General features: G+C 66.8%; 13 protein-coding genes. 2 read left to right on the top strand and 11 right to left on the bottom strand.

Translation table 11 applies throughout. The features are described 5' to 3' along the window. Positions 1-89: 89 nt before the first annotated feature. From ACSQ3P_RS27930 to xdhA, 5 genes are all read right to left on the bottom strand, one after another. Complete coding sequence (locus ACSQ3P_RS27930) at positions 90-1,154, bottom strand: ABC transporter permease (RefSeq protein ID WP_436168712.1); 1,065 nt, start codon at positions 1,152-1,154, stop codon at positions 90-92. Further along, positions 1,147-2,703 (bottom strand): ABC transporter ATP-binding protein, encoded by a 1,557-nt coding sequence (locus tag ACSQ3P_RS27925; protein ID WP_436168711.1) that lies wholly within the window; start codon positions 2,701-2,703, stop codon positions 1,147-1,149. The genes ACSQ3P_RS27930 and ACSQ3P_RS27925 overlap by 8 nt, the downstream gene beginning before the upstream one ends. Beyond that, positions 2,687-3,529 carry a xanthine dehydrogenase accessory protein XdhC gene (gene xdhC / locus ACSQ3P_RS27920; protein WP_436168710.1) on the bottom strand — a complete coding sequence of 281 codons (843 nt, stop codon included), beginning with the start codon at positions 3,527-3,529 and terminating at the stop codon, positions 2,687-2,689. Before xdhC ends, ACSQ3P_RS27925 begins: the two co-directional genes overlap by 17 nt. A 373-nt stretch (positions 3,530-3,902) precedes the next feature. Then, positions 3,903-6,263: a xanthine dehydrogenase molybdopterin binding subunit gene (gene xdhB, locus ACSQ3P_RS27915; RefSeq protein ID WP_436168709.1), complete on the bottom strand. Its 2,361-nt coding sequence runs from the start codon at positions 6,261-6,263 to the stop codon at positions 3,903-3,905. After that, positions 6,256-7,734 (bottom strand): xanthine dehydrogenase small subunit, encoded by a 1,479-nt coding sequence (gene xdhA / locus ACSQ3P_RS27910; protein ID WP_436168708.1) that lies wholly within the window; start codon positions 7,732-7,734, stop codon positions 6,256-6,258. The genes xdhB and xdhA overlap by 8 nt, the downstream gene beginning before the upstream one ends. A 380-nt stretch (positions 7,735-8,114) precedes the next feature. Between xdhA and guaD the strand changes: the two genes are divergently transcribed. After that, a complete protein-coding gene (gene guaD, locus ACSQ3P_RS27905; protein WP_436168707.1) occupies positions 8,115-9,428 on the top strand; it encodes a guanine deaminase in 1,314 nt (437 codons plus the stop codon). A 334-nt stretch (positions 9,429-9,762) separates the two neighbouring features. Here the strand turns inward: guaD and ACSQ3P_RS27900 are convergent, their stop codons facing one another. Further along, positions 9,763-10,620, bottom strand: a complete 858-nt coding sequence (locus tag ACSQ3P_RS27900) for a D-amino-acid transaminase (RefSeq protein ID WP_069690394.1) — start codon at positions 10,618-10,620, stop codon at positions 9,763-9,765. A 170-nt stretch (positions 10,621-10,790) separates the two neighbouring features. On the opposite strand from ACSQ3P_RS27900, the gene ACSQ3P_RS27895 reads away from it, so the two are divergent. Then, on the top strand, positions 10,791-11,777 hold the full coding sequence (locus ACSQ3P_RS27895; protein ID WP_436168706.1) for a D-2-hydroxyacid dehydrogenase family protein: 987 nt from the start codon (positions 10,791-10,793) through the stop codon (positions 11,775-11,777). Positions 11,778-11,974: 197 nt separating this feature from the next. On the opposite strand, the gene ACSQ3P_RS27890 is transcribed toward ACSQ3P_RS27895, so the two are convergent. The 5 genes from ACSQ3P_RS27890 to ACSQ3P_RS27870 form a co-directional block, all read right to left on the bottom strand. Continuing rightward, positions 11,975-13,588, bottom strand: a complete 1,614-nt coding sequence (locus ACSQ3P_RS27890) for an ABC transporter ATP-binding protein (RefSeq protein ID WP_436168705.1) — start codon at positions 13,586-13,588, stop codon at positions 11,975-11,977. 298 nt (positions 13,589-13,886) lie between these two features. Next, positions 13,887-15,008, bottom strand: a complete 1,122-nt coding sequence (locus tag ACSQ3P_RS27885) for an ABC transporter permease subunit (protein ID WP_436168704.1) — start codon at positions 15,006-15,008, stop codon at positions 13,887-13,889. Positions 15,009-15,054: 46 nt separating this feature from the next. Then, positions 15,055-15,975 (bottom strand): ABC transporter permease subunit, encoded by a 921-nt coding sequence (locus ACSQ3P_RS27880; protein WP_436168703.1) that lies wholly within the window; start codon positions 15,973-15,975, stop codon positions 15,055-15,057. A 154-nt stretch (positions 15,976-16,129) separates the two neighbouring features. Beyond that, entirely contained in the window at positions 16,130-17,743 is a 1,614-nt protein-coding gene (locus ACSQ3P_RS27875) for a peptide ABC transporter substrate-binding protein (RefSeq protein ID WP_436168702.1), read from the bottom strand. 300 nt (positions 17,744-18,043) lie between these two features. Next, positions 18,044-20,347 carry an NADP-dependent malic enzyme gene (locus ACSQ3P_RS27870; protein WP_436168701.1) on the bottom strand — a complete coding sequence of 768 codons (2,304 nt, stop codon included), beginning with the start codon at positions 20,345-20,347 and terminating at the stop codon, positions 18,044-18,046. Positions 20,348-20,559: the final 212 nt, after the last annotated feature.

The raw sequence follows: 20,559 nt of genomic DNA, 5'->3' as shown, positions 1-20,559 counted from the left end.
CTCCGATGGATCCCGGATCTGCGCGGCTTCGCCGCTTGTCCGGGATGACGGCGCGGGGGTGGAGAGGGTGGAGGAAAAGCCGAAAGCCTTCATACCGCCCGCACCTTCCAGCCGATCCGGTAGCGCACCAGCACGTCGGTCGCGAGCAGCATGAACAGCAGCAGCGCCTGGAACATGCCGGTCGCGGCTTGCGGCAGCTTGACGGTCGTCTGGGCGATCTCGCCGCCGACATAGGTCGCCGCCAGCACGATGCCGCCAAAGACGATGCCGAGCGGATTCAGCCGGCCCAGAAACGCGACGATGATCGCGGTGAAGCCGTATCCGGTCGGGAACTGCGGGGTGAGCTGGCCGAAGGGGCCGGCCGCCTCGAACAGGCCGGCAAGGCCCGCAAGTCCGCCCCCGGTGAGCAATGTCGCCCAGGCCACCGTGTCGGCACTGAAGCCGCCATGGCGCGCCGCCGCCGGCGCCAGGCCCACGACCTTCACGGCATAGCCCGCTGTCGTCTTTTCCATGACCAGCCAGGCGATCACGGCAATGACGAGGGCGAGCGGGATGCCGAGATGAACGAGAGAACCTTCCGCCATCGCCGGCAGTGTCTGGTCGGGCGTGAACATCCGCGTCTGCGGGAAGTTGAAGCCGTCCGGGTCCTTCCAGGGGCCGCGTACGAGATAGTACAGGCCCTGCACCGCGACATAGGTCAGCATCAGGCTGGTCAGGATCTCGCTGACCTGGAGCTTCACGCGCAGGAAGGCGGGGATCGCGGCCCAGGCCATGCCGCCAAGGATGCCGGCGAGCGCCATGGCAGGCAGGATCCACCATCCCGTCATGTCGTAGGTCGCCAGCGCCACGCCGGTACCGGCGATCGCGCCCATGACGTATTGCCCTTCGGCCCCGATGTTCCAGACATTGGCGCGGAAGCCGATGGCAAGCCCGAGCGCGATCATCACCAGCGGCGCGGCCTTGACGCCGAGATCGGGCCAGCGCTGCGGCTCCAGGAACGGCGTCAGGAAGATGTCGCGCACGGCGTGGAAACCGTCATAGCCCATCGCCGTGAAGACGATCATGCCGATCAGCATGGTGAGCAGGACCGCGATCAGCGGGCTCAGCCAGAGCATGAGCGAGCTCGGCTCGCGGCGGCGGCGCCATTCAAGCATGAGTCGCTCCCGTGCTTTCGCTGGCGCCATGCACACCGCCCATCATCAGGCCGATCTCGTCGATGCCGAGGCTCGCAATCGCGCGCGGCGCCGACAGTTTGCCTTCGTTGAGGACGCAGAGCCGGTCGGCGAGTTCGAGCAGTTCGTCGAGATCCTGCGAGATCACCACCAGGGCCGAGCCCTTGGCGGCGAGATCGACCAGCTCCTGCCGGATCGCGGCGGCAGCACCCGCATCGACGCCCCAGGTCGGCTGCGACACCACGAGCACGGCCGGCTGCTGGCCGATCTCGCGACCCATGATGAATTTCTGCAGGTTCCCGCCCGAAAGCGAGCGCGCCAGCGCGCCGGGGCCGGTGGTGCGCACGTCGAAGCGCTGGATCACGCTCTGGGCGAAGCGCAGAACATCGCCGCGCGCGATGAAGCCGAGCGGGGCGAGCGGCAGGCGATGGCGCGCGGTCAGGATGCTGTTGTCGGCGAGCGAGAAATCCGGCACCGCGGCATGGCCGTTGCGCTCCTCGGGCACGCAGGCGAGGCCGGCTGCCCGGCGCGCACCCGCGCCCTCCAGGCCGATCGGCCTGCCATCGAGCCGAATGGCGTCTGAGACGGCCGCCAGCCGTTCGCCCGAGAGCGCCGTGAGCAGCTCCGACTGGCCGTTCCCGGCGACGCCGGCGATGCCGAGGATCTCGCCGGCGCGCGCCTCGAAGGAGACCGCTTCGAGATCGGTGCCGAAGGGCGGCTCGCCCGCCAGCGACAGGCTTTGGACGCTGAGCCGCACTTCGCCGGCGCCAGCGCCGGGCTTGTGCTCGATCTGGCGCAATTCCGCGCCGATCATCAGCTCGGCCATGCGCTTGGTGCTTTCGAGCTTGGGGTCGCAGGTCGCCACGACCCGGCCGCCCCGCAGGATCGTCGCCGCCTCGCAGAGCGCTTTGATCTCATGCAGCTTGTGGGAGATGTAGAGGATCGCGCAGCCCTCGGAGGCGATCTGGCGCAAGGTCTCGAACAAGCGCTCGACCTCCTGGGGCGTCAGCACCGAGGTCGGCTCGTCCATGATCAGCAGCTTCGGCTTCTGCAGCAGACAGCGCACGATCTCGATGCGCTGGCGCTCGCCGACGGACAGCGTATGCACCGCGCGCTCGGGGTCGAGCGGCAGCGAGTAGCTCTCGAGGATCGCGGCGACGCGGGCTTTCAGCGCCTCGCGATCGACCGCCTCGTCGAGGCCGAGCGCGATGTTCTCGATCACCGTCATCGCGTCGAACAGCGAGAAATGCTGGAACACCATGCCGATGCCGAGCCGGCGCGCCGCCTTGGGGGAGGGGATCGAGACGGTCTCGCCGTTCCAGGCGATGGTGCCCTCATCGGCGTGCTGGACGCCGTAGATGATCTTGACCAGGGTCGATTTGCCGGCGCCGTTCTCGCCCAGCAGCGCGTGGATTTCGCCGGGGCGGACGCTGAGGCTGATATCCTCATTGGCCTTCACGCCGGGAAAGCTCTTGGAGATATGGGCGAGCGCCAGCCGCGGCGGCACCTCCTGCTCACGCGGCTGGTTCATGTCTGGCCCGTCTCCCCTTCGCCGGCTGCCGGTGGCCAAGCAAGCAACGCACCAGCTCGGCCGCCGTCAAGGCCGCGATCACCTCCGGGCGCTTGTCGTCCACATCGCAACCGCCGATCGGGCAGGTGAGGCGGGAGAGCGCTTCGTGTCTCCCGCCGGCCCGCAGAAAGCTAGACTCGAAACGGGCCCGCTTCGTCGCCGAGCCGATCATGCCGACGTAAGGTCCGTCGCTCCGTGCCAGCGCCGCTTCCGTCAGGCGATAATCCAGCGCGTGGCTATGGGTCAGGATCACGAAGGCGCTGCCGGGCTTCGCCGCCTCGATCGCCATCACGGGATCGGCCATTCTGATGCAGGTAATCGCAGATGGCAGGCCGTCCATGACGCCGTCGCGGTCGTCGATCAGCGTCGTGGCGAGGGGCAGGGGGGCGAGGGCATGCGCAAGCGCCCGGCCGGTATGGCCGGCGCCGAACAGGAGGACGGAGGGTCTCAGAACCGCGTCGGCCTTCTCGCTGGCAGTGAGCCTGGCGAGATCGGCCGCCGTCGCGCGTTTCAGCGCGACCCGCACCCGCCCGCCGCAGCATTGGCCCATTTGCGGGCCGAGCGGGATGTCGAGCGCGCGCTGCGCTACGCCCTCGCTCAGCATCTCGCGCGCGATGTCGATGCAGTGGAATTCGAGCTGCCCGCCGCCGATGGTGCCGGCGGTCGCAGCCGCGCTGACCGCCATGGTGGCGCCGGCCTCGCGCGGGGTTGAGCCCTCGGCCGCCTCGATCCGCACCAGCACGACGCCTTCATGCCGGTGCGCATTGAGGAAGGTGGCGAGGGTCATATCGCACCCTCCGCCCTGGCGATGGCGAGGCGCGGGGAACCCCTCTCCTGTAAGGAGAGGGGCAGGGGTGAGGTGTAGGCCCCTGGACCAGCAGGGTGAGACCTTGCCGTCATTGCGAGCGCAGCGAAGCAATCCAGGAGGGCCCGCTCTACGTCCCCTGGATTGCTTCGCTGCGCTCGCAATGACGATGAAACGGCGGTCAGGCCAGAGCGCAGGCGTCCAACGGCCGACCCCTCACCCTGCCCTCTCCCACCAATCTCGGGCTTGCCCGAGATTGGCATAAATCGTGATCCAAGTCGGAAACATCCGACTTGGATTGGAGAGGGTTCCCCGCGGTGGGTTCGCGAACGATTGAGGCGCGATAGAGCGGTGATCATGCGCCCGCCTCCGCCCTGACCCGCTCCACCGCGTCCAGCACCCGCTCCGGCGTCGCCGGCGCATCGAGCCTCGGACAGACGCGATGCCCGCCGACGCTCGCCACTGCGTCGGAGAGCGCGTGCAGAACCGAGATCGCCAGCATCAGCGGCGGCTCGCCCACCGCCTTGGAGCGATGGATCGTCGGCTCGCGATTGGGCGCGTTCTCCAGCAAGTCGACATTGAAGATGCGCGGCCGGTCCGACGCTACGGGGATCTTGTAGGTCGAGGGCGCATGGGTCTTGAGCCGGCCCTTTTCGTCCCAGACCAGTTCCTCGGTGGTGAGCCAGCCCATGCCCTGGATGAAGCCGCCCTCGATCTGGCCCTTGTCGATCGCCGGGTTCAGCGACGTCCCGCAATCATGCAGGATGTCGACGCGCTCGACCTTGTATTCGCCGGTCAGCGTGTCGATTGCGACCTCGGCAGCAGCTGCGCCATAGGCGAAGTAATAGAACGGGTGGCCGCGCCCCGCCTTGCGGTCCCAATGGATTTTTGGCGTCGCGTAGAAGCCGGTCGCCGAGAGCTGGACGCGGGCCATATAGGCGGCCTGGACAAGCTCCACGAAAGCGATCTCGCGCGCGCCGATCCTCACGCGGCCGGGCAGGAAGGTGATGGCGTCGGGCTCCACCTGCCAGTGCCTGGCGGCGAAGGCGGTCAGCCGCGCCTTGATCGTCTCGCAGGCGTCGAGCGCCGCCATGCCGTTGAGGTCGGAGCCCGAGGAGGCGGCGGTGGCGGAGGTGTTGGGTACCTTAGCCGTGGTGGTTGCGGTGATCTTGATCTGGTCCAGCCCGATGCCGAAGGCTTGGCCCACGACCTGGGCGACCTTCACATGCAGCCCCTGGCCCATTTCGGTGCCGCCATGGTTCAGCATGACCGTGCCGTCGGTATAGACATGCACCAGCGCGCCGGCCTGATTATACCAGGTCGCGGTGAAGGAGATGCCGAATTTGACCGGCGTCAGCGCTATGCCGCGCTTGATGATCGGGCTTGCCGCATTGAAGGCGCGGACCGCCTCCTGCCGGGCCTTGTAGTCGCAGCGACGTTCGAGCTCCGTGATGACCTCGCCGCCGATCATGTCTTCGACGGTCTGGTGATAGGGCGTGACGTCCCGGCCAGGCCCTTCACTGGAGGAACTGCCGCCATAGAGATTGCGCCGGCGCACCTCCAGCGGGTCGAGCCCGGTCGCGAAGGCGACCTCCTCGATGAAACGCTCGGCTCCGACCATGCCTTGCGGCCCGCCAAAGCCGCGGAAGGCGGTGTTCGAGACGGTGTTTGTGCGCAAGGGCTCGGAGCGGGCGCGCACCGCCGGGTAGAAATAGCAATTATCCATGTGGAACAGCGCGCGGTCGGTCACCGGGCCCGACAGATCGGCATTCCAGCCGCAGCGCGCCGCATAGACCGTGTCGACCGCCAGGATATGGCCGTCATCGTCGAAGCCGATCTCGTAGTCGCAGACGAAATCATGGCGCTTGCCAGTGATGACCATGTCGTCGTCGCGGTCGGGCCTGAGCTTCACCGGCCGCCTGAGCTTGCGGGCGGCAAGCGCCGCGACGCAGGCGAAGAGATTGGCCTGCGTCTCCTTGCCGCCAAAGCCGCCGCCCATGCGCCGGATCTCGACGGTGACCGCATGAGAGCCGACGCCGAGCACCTGCGCGACCATGTGCTGGACTTCGCTGGGGTGCTGCGTCGAGGAGGCGACGAACATGTCCTCGTCCTCACCTGGAATGGCGAGCGCGATCTGGCTTTCCAGATAGAAATGGTCCTGCCCGCCGATCGCTATCGAGCCCTTCAGGCGGCGCGGGCTCGCGGCAAGCGCGCCTGCGACATCGCCGCGTTCGAGCTTGAGCGGGTCGGTGACGAGCTCCCCGCCGTTGGCGCGGGCGGTGGCGATGTCGATGAGCGGCGCGGTCTCCTGATACTCCGCCCTAGCGAGCAGGGCCGCGCGCCGCGCCTGATCGCGCGTTTCGGCGACGACCGCGAAAAGCGGCTGGCCGTGATGCAGCACCATCTGCGTCGCGAAGACCGGCTCGTCATGGCGATGCGTCGAGGAGATGTCGTTCTGGCCCGGAATATCCTTGGCCGTCAGCACGCAAAGCACGCCGGGCGCGGCGCGAACGGGCTCCAGATCGAGTGCGATCAAGCGGCCGTGAGCGATCTCGCTCAGGCCGAGGCAGGCATGGACGAGGCCGGCGGGCTCGGGGATGTCGTCGATATAAACAGCCTCGCCGGCGACATGCTTGATGGCGGAATCATGCGGCCTTGCAGCGCCGGCCGGCCCTGTCGTGCTTTCGGGATCGAGCCGCTTGCGGGCGTCAGCCATGGTCGGCCTCCGCCAGCAGTCCCGCGACGCGTGTGGCTGTCCCGGTTTGCTTCGTCTCGATCAGGAAACGCCGCAGCAGATTGCCCGCGACCTTGAGGCGGTATCCGGCTGAAGCGCGCATGTCGGTGAGCGGCTGGAAATCGCTCGCCAAGGCGGAGATGGCATCAGTGACAGCCATCTCGTCCCATGAGCGCCCCGTCAGCGCAGCCTCGGCGGCCTTCGCGCGCTTGGGAATGCCGGCCATGCCGCCATAGGCGAGGCGCGCTTCGCTGATCCGCCCAGTGGCGTCGCGCTGCAGATAGAAGGCGCCGCAGACGGCCGAGATATCCTCGTCGAAGCGCTTCGAGATCTTGGAGACGTGAAAGAGCGCGTCTGTCGGCGGCCTCGGCACCAGGACCGCCTCGACGAATTCACCGGGCTGGCGATCCTGCTTGCGGTAATCGAGGAAGAAGTCTCCGAGCGCGATCTCGCGTCGCTTCCCGCCCCAGTGCAGCACCAGCCGCGCACCGAGCGCGATCAGCGCCGGCGGCAGGTCGCCGATCGGCGAGCCATTGGCGATGTTGCCGCCGATCGTGCCGGCATTGCGCACCTGCTCGCCGCCGAAGCGCCGCATCAATTCGTCGAGCTGCGGCGACAAGGCTGCCAGCGCCTTGCGGGTATCGACATGATTGACCATCGCGCCGATGCGCAGATGGCCGCCCTCATCCGCAATGTCGCGCAGCGCCTCGATCCGGCCGAGCGAGATGACGGGGGAGAGCCGCTGCATGCCCTTGGTCACCCAGAGTCCGACATCGGTTGCGCCGGCGACCAGCGTGGCATCGGGGTGGGCGAGCGTGAGTTCGGCGAGGGCTGTGAGGCTTGCCGGCGCGTAGAAGCGGCTATCCCTGTTGCCGAGCGCCAGCGTCGCCTGATCCAGGAGCGCAGCGAGCTTGCTTACGATCCGCGGCCGGTCCACCGCGAAACGGTCCCGCGAACGCTGGCCGAGCCCGTACATGCGCTGCGCCGCCGCAATGATCGGCTCATAGCCGGTGCAGCGGCAGAGGTTTCCCGCCAGCGCGTCCTCGATGCGCGTCACGACGGGCGCATCCTCGTTCAGCCAGAGCGCAAACAGCGACATGACGAAGCCCGGCGTGCAGAAGCCGCATTGCGAGCCATGGCAGTCGACCAGCGCCTGCTGGACCGGGTGGAGCGCGCCGTCGGCGCCCTTCAGATGCTCCACGGTGAGCAATTGGCAGCCGTCCAGCGTCGGCAGGAAACGGATGCAGGCGTTGATCGCCTCATAGCGCAACGTGCCTCGGTCGAGCCGCCCGACCACCACGGTGCAGGCGCCACAATCGCCCTCGGCGCAGCCTTCCTTGCTGCCGGTCAGGCGCTGTTCGAGGCGCAGCCAGTCGAGCACGGTCAGCGTCGGATCGCAGGATGCGATCTCGACCAGCCTGTCGCCGAGGAGGAAGCGCAGCGTTTCACGCATTCTGCCCGCATCCCTCGCAAACCCAAATCATGCCCTCAGATTAGGCATGATCGATGCTTGGCCGAAAGCTTTGATTTGGTGCAGATATGACCTGAATTTGAGCCGGAGCCTTAGGGCGTGTCGTCAGTTATGGTTTGGAGTTGGATGAGGTCAAAAATGCCCGGATGGGAGGAGCATTGCGCAGCCCAATACATTTGTATTGGCAAGCGATGCGACGCTGCAGCCGGTCATTTTTCACCTCACCGCGAAGCGGCGGGGCGCTTTTGGTCGATTGCTGCGTCGAATATCGTAGCAAGCCGAAAGGCTTGCGGCCTCATTCTCCTTCCACTCGACCAAAATCGCTCCCGTCCAACCCGAAACCATAACTAACGACACGCCCTATGCCTGTGACCGAAACGAAAGCCATCCGGGCGCTGCGCGGCCGCCTGCTCTGGTTCGTCGACGATCCCGAGACTGCGGGCGAGGCCGCGCATCGTTATGTCGAAGACGGGCTGCTGGTCATTGCCAGCGGCATGATCGCGGCCGTGGGCGAGGCCGCCGCGCTGTTGCCGGGGCTGCCGGCCGGGGCGGAGATCATCGACCATCGCCCGCATCTGATCATGCCGGGTTTCATCGACGCGCATCTGCACATGCCGCAGACGCAGGTGATCGCCTCCTATGGCGCGCAATTGATGGAGTGGCTCAACAAATACACCTTCGTCGAGGAGCAGAAATGCGGGCAGCAGGGCCATCCCGAAAAGCTCGCCCGCTTCTTCCTCGATGAATTGCTGGCGAACGGCACGACGACGGCGGTAGTCTATTGCTCGGTCCACCCGCAATCGGCTGAAGCGCTGTTCCAGGAATCCGAGCGCCGCAACACCCGCATGGTCGCCGGCAAGGTGATGATGGACCGCAATGCGCCAGACGCCCTGACCGATACCGCGGAGAGCAGCTATGCCGATTCGAAGGCACTGATCGCGCGCTGGCATGGCAAGGGCCGGCAGCTTTACGCCATCACGCCGCGCTTCGCGATCACCTCGACGCCCGAGCAATTGGCGGCGGCGGGGCGGTTGGCGGCCGAGCATCCCGACTGCCATGTCCAGACCCATATCAACGAGAACCAGGCCGAGATCGCCTTCACCCGCGAACTGTTCCCGGATGCGCCCGACTATGCCGGCGTCTACGAGCATTACGGCCTGCTCGGCCCCAGGAGCCTGATGGGCCATTGCATCCATATGACCAAGCGCGAATGGCGCGCCTTTGCTGAAGCCCGGGCGGTGGCGGTGTTCTGCCCGACCTCGAACCTCTTCCTGGGCTCAGGCCTGTTCGACTGGGCGCGCGCCAAGCGCGAGGGCGTGCCCGTCGCGGTTGCGACCGATATCGGCGGCGGCACCTCCTATTCGATGCTGCGCACCATGTCGGAGGCCTACAAGATACTGCAATTGCAGGGACAGTCGCTCCAGTCCTTCGCGGCGCTGCATGCGATCACGCGCGGCAATGCGGTCGCGCTCAAGCTCGACCATCTCATCGGCTCGCTCGAACCCGGCCATGAGGCGGATGTCGTGGTGCTCGACCCCGCTGCGACGCGGGCGATGGCGCACCGGCTGGAGACGGCGCGCGATCTGGCCGAGGAGCTCTTCGTGCTGGTCACGCTCGGCGACGAGCGCAATGTCGCCGCGACCTATGTGATGGGGGAGCGGGTGACGCCGACGTGACTCCCTCTCCAATCCAAGTCGGATGTTTCCGACGTGGATCACGATCCATGCCAATCCCAGGCAAGCCGGCGACTAGACGAGGAAGAGCGCCTCTTCCCTTCTCCCCATCAAAGTCGGCTGTTGCCGACTTTGACACTCAGGTTGCCCATCTCGGGCAAGCCCGAGATGTTTGGGAGAAGGTGGCGCGTAGCGCCGGATGAGGGGGCGCTGTGCCCTTTCCGGTTAGCGTCGCAAGGCAAAACGGCAATCGTCGAGAGCCCCCTCATCCGTCTCGGCTTCGCCGAGCCACCTTCTCCCGCGAGGGGAGAAGGGAGAGGGGTTCCCCGCGGGGTTCTCACCCCAGAACGCCGCCCTTCCGGGCGAAATCGACATAGATCTCGCGCAGGCGCAGCGTCGTCGGTCCCGGCGCGCCGTTATGGATGGTGTGGCCGTCAAGCGAGGTCACCGGCATGACGAAGGCCGTCGCGGAGGTGATGAAGGCCTCCTCGGCGTCGAGCGCCTCCTCGAGGGTGAAGGTCCGCTCCTCGAAGGTGAAGTCGGTCTCGGCCAGGAAGGCGAGCACGGCCTTGCGCGTGATGCCGGGCAGCACCTTGTTGGAGAGCGGGCGCGAGATCAGCGTCTTGCCCTTGACGATCCAGGCGGTGGCCGAGGCGCCCTCGGTGACGACGCCGTCCTCCACCAACCAGGCGTCGTTGGCGCCCTGCTCGGCGGCGAATTGCTTGGCCAGCACCTGGCCGAGCAGCCCGACGCTCTTGATGTCGCGCCGCTCCCAGCGCAGATCCGGGAAGGTCACGACCTTGATGCCGGTCTTCACGGTCGGCGCATTCACATAGTTGCGGGCCTGGGTGAACAGCACCAGCGTCGGCTTGATGTCCTTGGGGAAGGGGAAGTCGCGGTCGGCCGCGCCGCGCGTGACCTGCAGATAGACGCCGCCTTCATCGAGGGCGTTGCGCTTGATCATCTCCTCATGGATCGCGACCAATTCGGCACGCGACCAGGGCAAAGGCAGGTTGATCTCGCCGCAGGAGCGTTCGAGCCTTGCCAGATGCGCCTCGCAATCGACGAGCTTGCCGCCGAGCACGGCCGAGACCTCATAGATGCCGTCGGCGAAGATGAAGCCGCGATCGAAGACCGAAATCTTCGCCTCTTCCTCGGGCAGGTATTCGCCATTGACGTAGACGATGCGGCTCATGGGGCAGACTCTTGGATCGGGGAATGACACTCCTTCCTAGCCGAGGCTTTCGGGCGAGGCGAGCCTCAAAGCCGGCTTGCAGATCAGCGCGGCGCGCAACACTGTGCCCGCGCCGCGAGAGTAGGATGCGTTGAAGCTGAGGTGTCCGAGCTGAATTGAAGGAAGTCCGCATGAATCGTCCCCTCGTCATCGTCCTCGACGACAGCCAGCATGTCGCCCGGCAATGCGCCGACTGGTCCGGGCTGGGGGCCAGGGCCGAGCTGCGCTTCCTGAGCCAGGCTTTCACCAGCGAGGAGGCGGTTGCGGCTGCGCTTGTCGACGCCGAGATCATCATCCCGACGCGTGAGCGCACGGTCTTCGGCGCCTCATTGATCGGCCGCTTGCCGAAGCTCAGGCTCCTGGCGCTGACGGGAGGGCGGGCCCAGACGCTCGATCTCGCCGCCTGCACGGCGGCCGGCGTGATCGTCAGTAACACCGGCGGAAAACATGTCGGCGCGGCAACCGCCGAACTCGCCTTCTCGCTGATCCTCGCCAATGCCCGCAGCCTGCCGCAGGCCGATGCGCTGATGCGGGCCGGCGGCTGGCATGAGGGCCTGCCGCTGGGAGATGTCGTCGCCGGCAAGCGGCTCGGCATCGTCGGTCTCGGCAAGCTCGGCCAGCGCGTGGCGCGCTATGCCAGGGCCTTCGACATGGAGGTCGTCGCCTGGAGCCAGAACCTGACCACTGAGGCTGCCGCAGCCGCAGGCGTAGCCTATGTCGGGAAGGATGAACTGTTCGCGACCTCGGACGTGGTCTCGTTGCATCTCGTCCTGTCCGAGCGCACGCGCGGCATCGTCAGTGAGGCCGAGCTTGCCGCGATGAAGCCGGGCGCCTGCCTGGTGAACACGGCGCGCGGGCCGCTCATTGATGAGGGCGCCCTGCTGGAGCATCTGCGCAAGGGCGCGATCCGTGCCGCGCTCGACGTTTACGATCAGGAGCCCTTGCCGAGCGAGCACCCGCTGCGGAGCCTGCCCAATGTCGTGCTGACGCCGCATCAGGGTTACTCGGCTGCGCCTGTTCTCGCCGAGTACTATGGCGAGAGCATCGAGAACGCGCTCGCTTTCCTCGACGGCAAGCCCACCCGGGTGATGAATCCGGAGGTGCTCGGGCGTTCCTGAGAGTTTTCGACGGAACCGCGCCGTCATTCCGGGACATGGCGCAGCCATGGGCCTGGAACCCAGAATCGCTGCGCGTGCTCGTGAAGCGAGCCGGCTCCGCGTGCCTTCTCAGGCAGCGGCATCGGTTCTGGGTTCCGGGCTCGATCCTTCGGATCGCCCCGGAATGACGGCCAGGTTGTTTCGGTCGATGTCCCCGCTCAAGCCTTGATCGAAGCCGCGATCAGGCGGCGCGTATAATCCGCTTTCGGCGCCTCGAAGATCGCCTCCGTCGGCCCGCTTTCGACGACGCGGCCGTCCTTCATCACCATGATCCAGTCCGCCATGGCGCGGACCACGGCGAGGTCGTGGCTGATGAAGAGATAGGAGAGGGCGTGCCGGGCCTGCATGTCCTTGAGCAGCGCGACGATGCTCTTCTGCACGGTGCGGTCGAGCGCCGAGGTCGGCTCGTCCAGCACGACGAGCTTGGGATGCAGGATCATGGCGCGGGCGATCGCGATGCGCTGGCGCTGGCCGCCTGAGAATTCATGCGGATAGCGGTTGCGCAAGGCGGGCTCGAGCGAGACCTCGGCCAGGGCCTGCGCGGCTCGGAGGTCGCGCTCGGCGCGTGTGAGATGAGGCGCATGCACGAGCAGGCCCTCGCTGACGATCTGGCCGACCGTCAGGCGTGGCGAGAGCGAGCCGAACGGGTCCTGGAAGACGACCTGAAGGCTGCTGCGCAAGGGCCGCATCGCGGCGCGGTCGAGCGGCTCAAGGGCGCGATCCTCAAAGCGAACCGTGCCTGAGGAGGGCACGAGCTTCAGCACCGCCTTGCCGAGCGTCGACTTGCCGGAGCCGGATTCGCCGACGATGCCGATGGTCTGGCCGCGCCGCAGCGTCAGGTCGACGCCGTCCACGGCATGGAGCAGGGCGGTCTCGCGACGCAGGAAGCCGCGGAACAGATCATAGCCGCGCGACAGGTCATAGCTGACGCGCAGATCCCTTGCCGCGAGCAGGATGGGCACGTCGTCCGGCGGTGGCGCCTTGCGGCCTTCCGGCTCGGCTGCGAGCAGCATCCGGGTATAGGGATGCGCGGGCGCGCTGATGATCGCCCGCTTCGTCCCGCTCTCGACGACCTCGCCTTGTCTCATCACATAGACGCGCTCGGCATGCTGGCGCACGAGGCCGAGGTCGTGGGTGATCAGGATCACGGCCATGCCCAGCCGCTGGCGCAGTTCCGCGATCAGCGCCAGGATCTCCGCCTCGATGGTGACGTCCAGCGCCGTCGTCGGCTCGTCGGCGATCAGGATGTCGGGGTCGTTGGCCAGCGCCATAGCGATCATCACGCGCTGGCGCTGGCCGCCGGAGAGCTCGTGCGGATAGGATGAGAGCCTGGCCTCGGGCCGCGGCATCCTGACCAGTTCGAGCAGTTCGAGCGCCCTGGCGCGCGCTGCCCTGCGCGACAGGCCCTGATGCTTGCGCAGGGGCGCGGCGATCTGCGCACCGATCCGGAACAGCGGATCGAGCGAGGTCATCGGCTCCTGGAAGATCATCGCGAGCTTGCGGCCGCGATAGGCGTTGAGCGCAGCGGGCTTGAGGCCGAGCAGTTCCGCGCCGCGATAGCGGATCGAGCCGGTCGCCTCGCCATTCCCGGCGAGCAGGCCCATCGCCGCCATGACGCTCTGGCTCTTGCCCGAGCCGGATTCGCCGACGATCGCGACGAATTCGCCGGCGCCGACATCGAGATCGACGCCGCGCACGGCCTCGACCATGCCGTCGTTGGTGCGGAAGCGGACGCGCAGGTCGCGGATCGAGAGGATGGAATTCGTCACCATCCTGGCCGCGCCCCAATGTGAAAGAGGCGCGGGGAACCCTCTCCCGTAGGGAGAGGGCAGGGTGAGGGGTCGGCCGTTTGACGCCTACGCTCTGGCCTCACCGCTGCTCCATCGTCATTGCGAGCGCAGCGAAGCAATCCAGGAGGGCTCGCTCTACGTCCCCTGGATTGCTTCGCTGCGCTCGCAATGACGGCAAGGTCGTCACACAACTGGTCAAACGGCCTACACCTCACCCCTGACCCTCTCCTTACAGGAGAGGGGACCCCGCGCCCTCTATTGGACTGGCTGGTGCGCACCTTCAGCGATCCCTTGGGTCGAGCGCGTCGCGCAGGCCGTCGCCGAGGAAGTTGAGCGCAAACAGCGTCGTCACCAGGAAGGTCGCGGGGAAGACCAGCATCCACCAGGCGCCCTGGATGGCCCGCGCACCGTCCGAGATCAGCACGCCCCAGCTCGTCATCGGCTCCTGCACGCCAAGCCCCAGGAAGGACAGGAAGCTCTCCAGCAGGATGACCTTGGGTACCAGCAGCGTGACATAGACGATCACGGGGCCGAGCGTGTTGGGGATGATGTGGCGCCAGATGATGCCACCCGTGGTGACGCCGAGCGCCTCGGCCGCCAGCACATATTCCTGCCGCTTGATCGAAAGCGTCTGGCCCCTGACGATCCGGGCCATGTCGAGCCATTCGATCGCCCCCACCGCCAGGAACATCAGGATGAAGTTCCGGCCGAAGAACACCACCAGCAGGATGACGAAGAAGATGAAGGGCAGGGCGTAGAGCACATCGACCACGCGCATCATCAGCATGTCGATGCGCCCACCGAGATAGCCGGCGGTTGCGCCGTAGAGCACGCCGATGACGAGCGCGACGCCGGTCGCGAGCAGGCCGATGGCGAGCGAGACGCGTCCCGCGATCAGGGTGCGGGTCAGGAGGTCGCGGCCATTCGCATCGGTGCCGAAGAGGAAGCGCTGCCGCTTGAGCGGGACCTCGACGGCAAGCCTGCGGCCATCCTCTTCATTCGCCGTGATCCGGGCTGTGCCGAACTGGTCGGAGCGGTCGAAATAGACCAGCAGGCGCTGGTCGATCGGGCGCTGCGAGGTCAGCGTCAGCCGCAAGCTCTCGCCCGCGACCACGACATCGCCCGGTGTCGCGCGGATGCGGGCGGCGATACGCTGGACGGCGGCGGGGATCGCATCCGCCTTGGGATAGCTCTCCAGGCTGGCGGGCACGCGGACATAGTCGGGATAGACCCGGTCGTAAGGGTGGCCGGTGAGCCAGGGGCCGGCGATGCAGGCCAGCGCCATCAGCCCCAGCACGATCAGGCTCGCGACCGCCGCGCGATTGCGCATCAGGCGGTTGCGCGCATCCTGCCAGAGCGAGCGGCCAAGCTTTGGCAGGGGGCCGAGCGACAGCTCGCTCATCGGCGCATGCCCTGGAGCCGGTCCGGATCGGAAAAACGCGACATGCTCAATCCAACCTGACGCGGGGATCGAGCAGGGCGTAGAGCAGGTCGACCGCGAGGTTGAAGACGAGCACGAAGACGGCGATGACGACGACCGTGCCCATCACCAGCGTGTAGTCGCGGTTGAGCGCACCCTCGACGAAATAGCGGCCGATGCCGGGAATGCCGAAGATCGTCTCGACCACGACCGAGCCGGTGAGAAGGGCTGCCGCCGCCGGGCCGAGATAGGAGACGACCGGCAGGGCCGAGGCCCGCAGCGCATGCAGCGCCACCGTCGAACCGTCGAGCCCCTGGGCGCGCAAGGTGCGGATATGGTTGGCGCGCAGGGTCTCGATCATGGCCGCCCGCGTCATGCGCGCGATCACCGCGATCTGCGGCAGCGCGAGCGTGACGACAGGCAGGATGACGTTGCGCAAGGCCCCGCCATTCCAGCCGCCGACCGGCAGCCAGGCGAGCATCAGCCCGAAGACGATCTGCAGCACCGGTGCGACGACGAAATTGGGGATGGTGATGCCGGCCGCGGCGAAGCCCATCACCGCATGGTCGGCATTGCCGTTCTGGCGGAAGGCGGCAAGCGCTCCCAGCGGCCCGCCGATCAGGAGGGCGAGCGCCAGCGCCGAGGCGCCGAGCCGCATCGAGACCGGCAGGCCCTGCGCGAACAATTCGCCGATCGAGAAATCGCGGAAATAGAAGGACGGGCCGAAATCGCCGCGCAGCAGCGCGCCGAGATAGGTCAGGTACTGGCGGTAGAGCGGCTGGTCGAGCTGGTAGATGCGCCGCAGGTTCTCCATCACCTTGGCTTCCAGCGGCTGTTCGAGATCGAACGGTCCGCCGGGCGCGACGCGCATCAGGAAGAACGACAGCGTCACCACGACGAAGAGCGTCGGGATCGCGGTCGCGAGGCGGCGCAGGATGAAGGGGAGCATCAGCGGACGCGCCGCGTCATTCCGGGGCGGCCCGCAAGGGCCGAACCCGGAAGCCACGACCGGGTGAGACTTGCGCCGAAGCCAGTCGCAAACGCCCGTCCAGTCGTGGGTTCCGGGTTCGCGCCTTTGGCGCGCCCCGGAATGACAGCAAGATTCAAGGCTTCAAGCTCAGGAATCGCGTCGGGATCGCCCCGCGCAGGTTCTGCTCGAAGCCGACCAGCTTGGGCGAGACCAGGTTCTTGCTCGAATAATACAGGATCGGGATCCAGGGCACGTCGGCAGCGAGGATCGCGTCGGCCTCGCGCAGGATCGCGGCGCGCTTGACGAGATCGATCTCGTCGGCGGCGGTCTTCATCAGCTTGTCGAAGGTCGGGTTGTCGTATTTGCCCGAATTGAAGCCGGTATTGTCGCTCTGGAACAGGAAGAGGAAGTTCTGCGGGTCGGAATAGTCGCCGATCCAGCCATAGCGGGCGACGTCGAAATCGCCGCCGTCGCGCAGGAACGCGAAATGCGTCTTGCCGTCGGTATTGATGAAGGAAGTCTCGACGCCGATCGCCTTCCACTGCTCGGCGATGGCGATCATGGTGCGGCGGTTGTTGTCGGTGGTGTTGTAGCGCAGCTCGACCTTGAGCGGCACTCCGGGGCCGAAGCCCGCGGCGGCGAGCAGCTTCTTCGCCTCGTCCTCGCGGTCGAGCGGCGAGGCGTTCTTGAAGTCGGCCTCGGCGCGCTCGCCGTAATTGCCGATATTGGGCGGGATCACGCCATAGGCCGGCAGCATCGTGCCGCCCCAGATCTCGTCGGCGATGAATTCGCGGTCGATCACCAATGACAGCGCCCGGCGCACGCGGACATCGTCGAAGGGCTTCTTGGCGCTGTTGATGATCAGGAAATAGGTGCCCAGATAGGGCGCGACCTTGACCTGGTCGCCGAGCTTCTCGCGCAATTGCTTGATCTGGTCGGCCGGGATGTCGGTCGTCAGGTGCAGTTCGCCGGCCTGGAAGCGGCGCGCCGCAGCGGCCAGATCCGAGGAGGGGTAATAGATCACCGTGTCGATCTTGACGTTGGCGGCGTCGTGGAAGGCCTTGTTCTTGTCGAGCCGGATATGGGAGTTCGGCACGAACTCCTTCAGGACATAGGCGCCGTTCGAGACCCAGTTCTCCGGCTTGACGAAATCCTTGCCGAATTTCGCGACCGAGGCCGGGTGGACCGGCAGCCCGCTCTGATGCGTCAGCAATTCCAAGAGATAGGGCGTCGGCCGCTCCAGCTTGAGCTCGAGCGTGCGCTCGTCGATTGCCTTGACGCCGAGATCGTCGAGCTTGGCGTCGGCCGCGGCCTTGTTGATCTTTTCGGCATTGAGGATGGGATAGAGGATATTGGCGTATTTCGCCCCGGTTTCGGGGTTCACCATCCGCCGCAGCGAGAACACGAAGTCGGACGCGGTGACCGGGTCGCCATTCGACCATTTCGCGGAGCTGCGCAGCTTAAAGAGATAGGTCTTGCCGTCCGGCGACATCGTCCAGCTCTCGGCGACGCCGGGCACGACCTCGCCCTTCATATTGTGGATGACCAGCCCCTCGGAGAGGTCCCGCAGCAGATGCGCTTCGGTGACCGTCGAGGTCTTGTGGGCGTCGAGCGTCTCGGGGTCGCCGTCATTGCCGCGGTGGAAGACCACCTGAGCGGCGGCCGTCGCCGCGCCGGAGATGGCAAAGCCTGCGGCAAGAGCTGCGGCAAGCAGGAAGGGCACGGCGCGGCGCGTGACGTCGAACATGGAAGCCTCCCCTGGCGGTGGCCGACTCTGCGGCGCACAGGCATCGTGGGGGAAGTAGAGCCCGGCTTTCAGCGCCTGCCAAGGCGGAAAAACAGGCCTTGGAGACCGGCGGTTTGAATGGCCGCCATCGTCATTCCGGGGCGATCCGAAGGATCGAGCCCGGAACCCAGAACCGATGGAGCCGGGGCGATAGGCTCCGTCATCACCAGCACTTACATCGTCGCCACCCGCGGTTCTGGGTTCCGGGCTCTTCGCTGACGCGAAGCCCCGGAATGACGGCGTGGTTCCCGAGAGGAGCGTTTAGCCAGCCACTGCCGCTGCCGCCCGCTCCTGCGCCTCGACCACCGCCAGCGCCGTCATGTTGACGACGCCGCGCGCCGTCACCGAGCCGGTGAGGATATGGGCGGGCTTGGCCGCGCCGATCAGGATCGGCCCGACAGGCAGCGCATCCGCCAGCACCTTGGCGAATTGATAGGCAATGTTGGCGGCGTCGAGATTGGGGAAGATCAGGACGTTGGCGACGCCCTTCAGGCGCGACGAGGGCAGCACGCGCTCGCGCACCATGGCGACGAGCGCGGTGTCGGCCTCCATCTCGCCATCGCATTCCAGCTCCGGCGCGCGCTCGCGGATCAGGCCGAGCGCCTTGCGCATCTTGAGCGAGGACGGCGTGTCGGCGGCGCCGAAATCCGAATGCGAGAGCAAGGCAATCTTGGGCTCGATGCCGAAGCGCGTGACATGGCTCGCCGCGAGCACCGTCATGTCGGCGATCTCCTCGGCGGTCGGGTCGGCCTTCACATGGGTGTCGGCCAGGAAGAAGGCGCCCTTGTTGGTGATGATCAGGGTCATCGCCGAGATGTCGCAGACGCCGGGCTGCAGGCCGATGATGTCCTTGATATGCCGCAGCCGCGAGAGATAGCGCCCCTCCAGCCCAGCGATCATGGCGTCGGCCTCGCCGCGCGCCACGGCGAGAGCCGCGATCACCGTGTTGTTGGTGCGCACCAGCGAGCGGGCGGCATCGGGCGTGATGCCGCGCCGGCCGGCGATGTCGAGATAGGTCTGGACGTAGTCGCGATAGCGCGGATCGTCCTCCGGATTGATCAGTTCGAAATCCCGGCCGGGCTTGATCGACAGGCCGAAGCGCTCGATGCGCGTCTCGATCACGCTCGGGCGGCCGATCAGGATCGGGATCGCGAGCCCTTCCTCGAGCGCGACCTGGGCGGCGCGCAGCACGCGCTCATCCTCGCCCTCGGCGTAGATCACGCGCTTGGGGTCGGCCTTCGCCTGGGCGAAGAGCGGCTTCATGATGAAGCCGGAGCGGAAGACGAAGCGCGACAGGTCCTCGCGATAGGCCTCGACATCCTCGAGCGGCTTGCGTGCGACCCCGGTCGCCATCGCGGCCTCGGCGACGGCGGGCGCGATGCGCAGGATCAGGCGCGGGTCGAAGGGATTGGGGATCAGCGAGGTCGCGCCAAAGGTCGAGGCCTCGCCGCCATAGGCGCGCGCCGCGATGTCCGAGGTCGCCTCGCGGGCAAGCGCTGCGATGGCGCGCACGGCTGCGAGCTTCATCGCCTCGTTGATCGTCGTCGCCTGCACGTCGAGCGCGCCGCGGAAGATATAGGGGAAGCACAGGACGTTGTTGACCTGGTTCGGATAGTCCGAGCGCCCGGTGCAGATCATCGCGTCGGGGCGCACGGCGAGCGCGTCCTCCGGCGTGATCTCGGGGTTGGGGTTGGCGAGCGCCAGGATCAGCGGCTTGGCGGCCATCTGCTTGGCCATCTCGGGCTTGAGCACGCCCGCGGCGGAGAGGCCGAGGAAGATGTCGGCGCCGCCGATGACCTCGGCCAGCGTGCGGGCGTCGGTCTCCTGCGCATAGACCTCCTTCCAGCGATCCATCAGCGTGTTGCGGCCCTTATGGACCACGCCTTCAAGATCGGTGACCCAGATATTCCGGCGCTGGGCGCCGAGCTCGACCAGCAGGTTGAGGCAGGCGAGCGCGGCGGCGCCTGCGCCGGAGACGACGATCTTGACCTCGCCGATATGCTTGCCGGAGAGATCGAGCCCGTTCAGGACCGCCGCGCTGACGATGATCGCCGTGCCGTGCTGGTCGTCATGGAAGACCGGGATCTGCATCCGGGCCTTGAGCTGCTCCTCGATCTCGAAGCATTCCGGACCCTTGATGTCCTCGAGATTGATGCCGCCGAAGGTCGGCTCCAGCGCCGCGACGACCTCGACGAATTTCTCGATGTTCTTCTGCTCGACCTCGATGTCGAAGCAGTCGATACCGGCGAATTTCTTGAACAGGACCGCCTTGCCCTCCATCACCGGCTTGGAGGCGAGCGGCCCGATGTCGCCGAGGCCGAGCACGGCGGTGCCGTTGGTGATGACGGCGACGAGGTTCTGGCGCGAGGTCAGCTCGGCGGCCTGGCTGGGATCGTCGACGATCGCCTCGCAGGCGGCAGCCACGCCGGGCGAATAGGCCAGCGCCAGATCGCGCTGGTTGCCGAGCGGCTTGGTCGCCTGGATTTCGATCTTACCGGGGCGTGGGCTGCGATGGTAGACGAGCGCGCCCGAGCGCATATCCGCCGACAAGGTACTCTTGGCCATCCCCAGCTTCCTTCGTATCGCCGTCAACCCGAGCAAACGGGGTCGCGCGGAAATGGGGCGGCGTCAAGCGCGGGCAGGAGATGAAGGGCTCGCGCCAACGCGAATTCTTCAAAATCGGGACGGGGCCCAGCTGCGAGCCCAGTTGCGAGCCCATCTGCCGAATGCCGCGTAGGAGCCCGCCGCCAGCCCAGCATGAATGGCTGCTTAACAAG

This window comes from Allobosea sp. LjRoot9 (assembly GCF_964252745.1).
Classification (GTDB): Bacteria; Pseudomonadota; Alphaproteobacteria; order Rhizobiales; family Beijerinckiaceae; genus Allobosea.
This window is presented reverse-complemented; position numbering and strand designations above follow the sequence as displayed.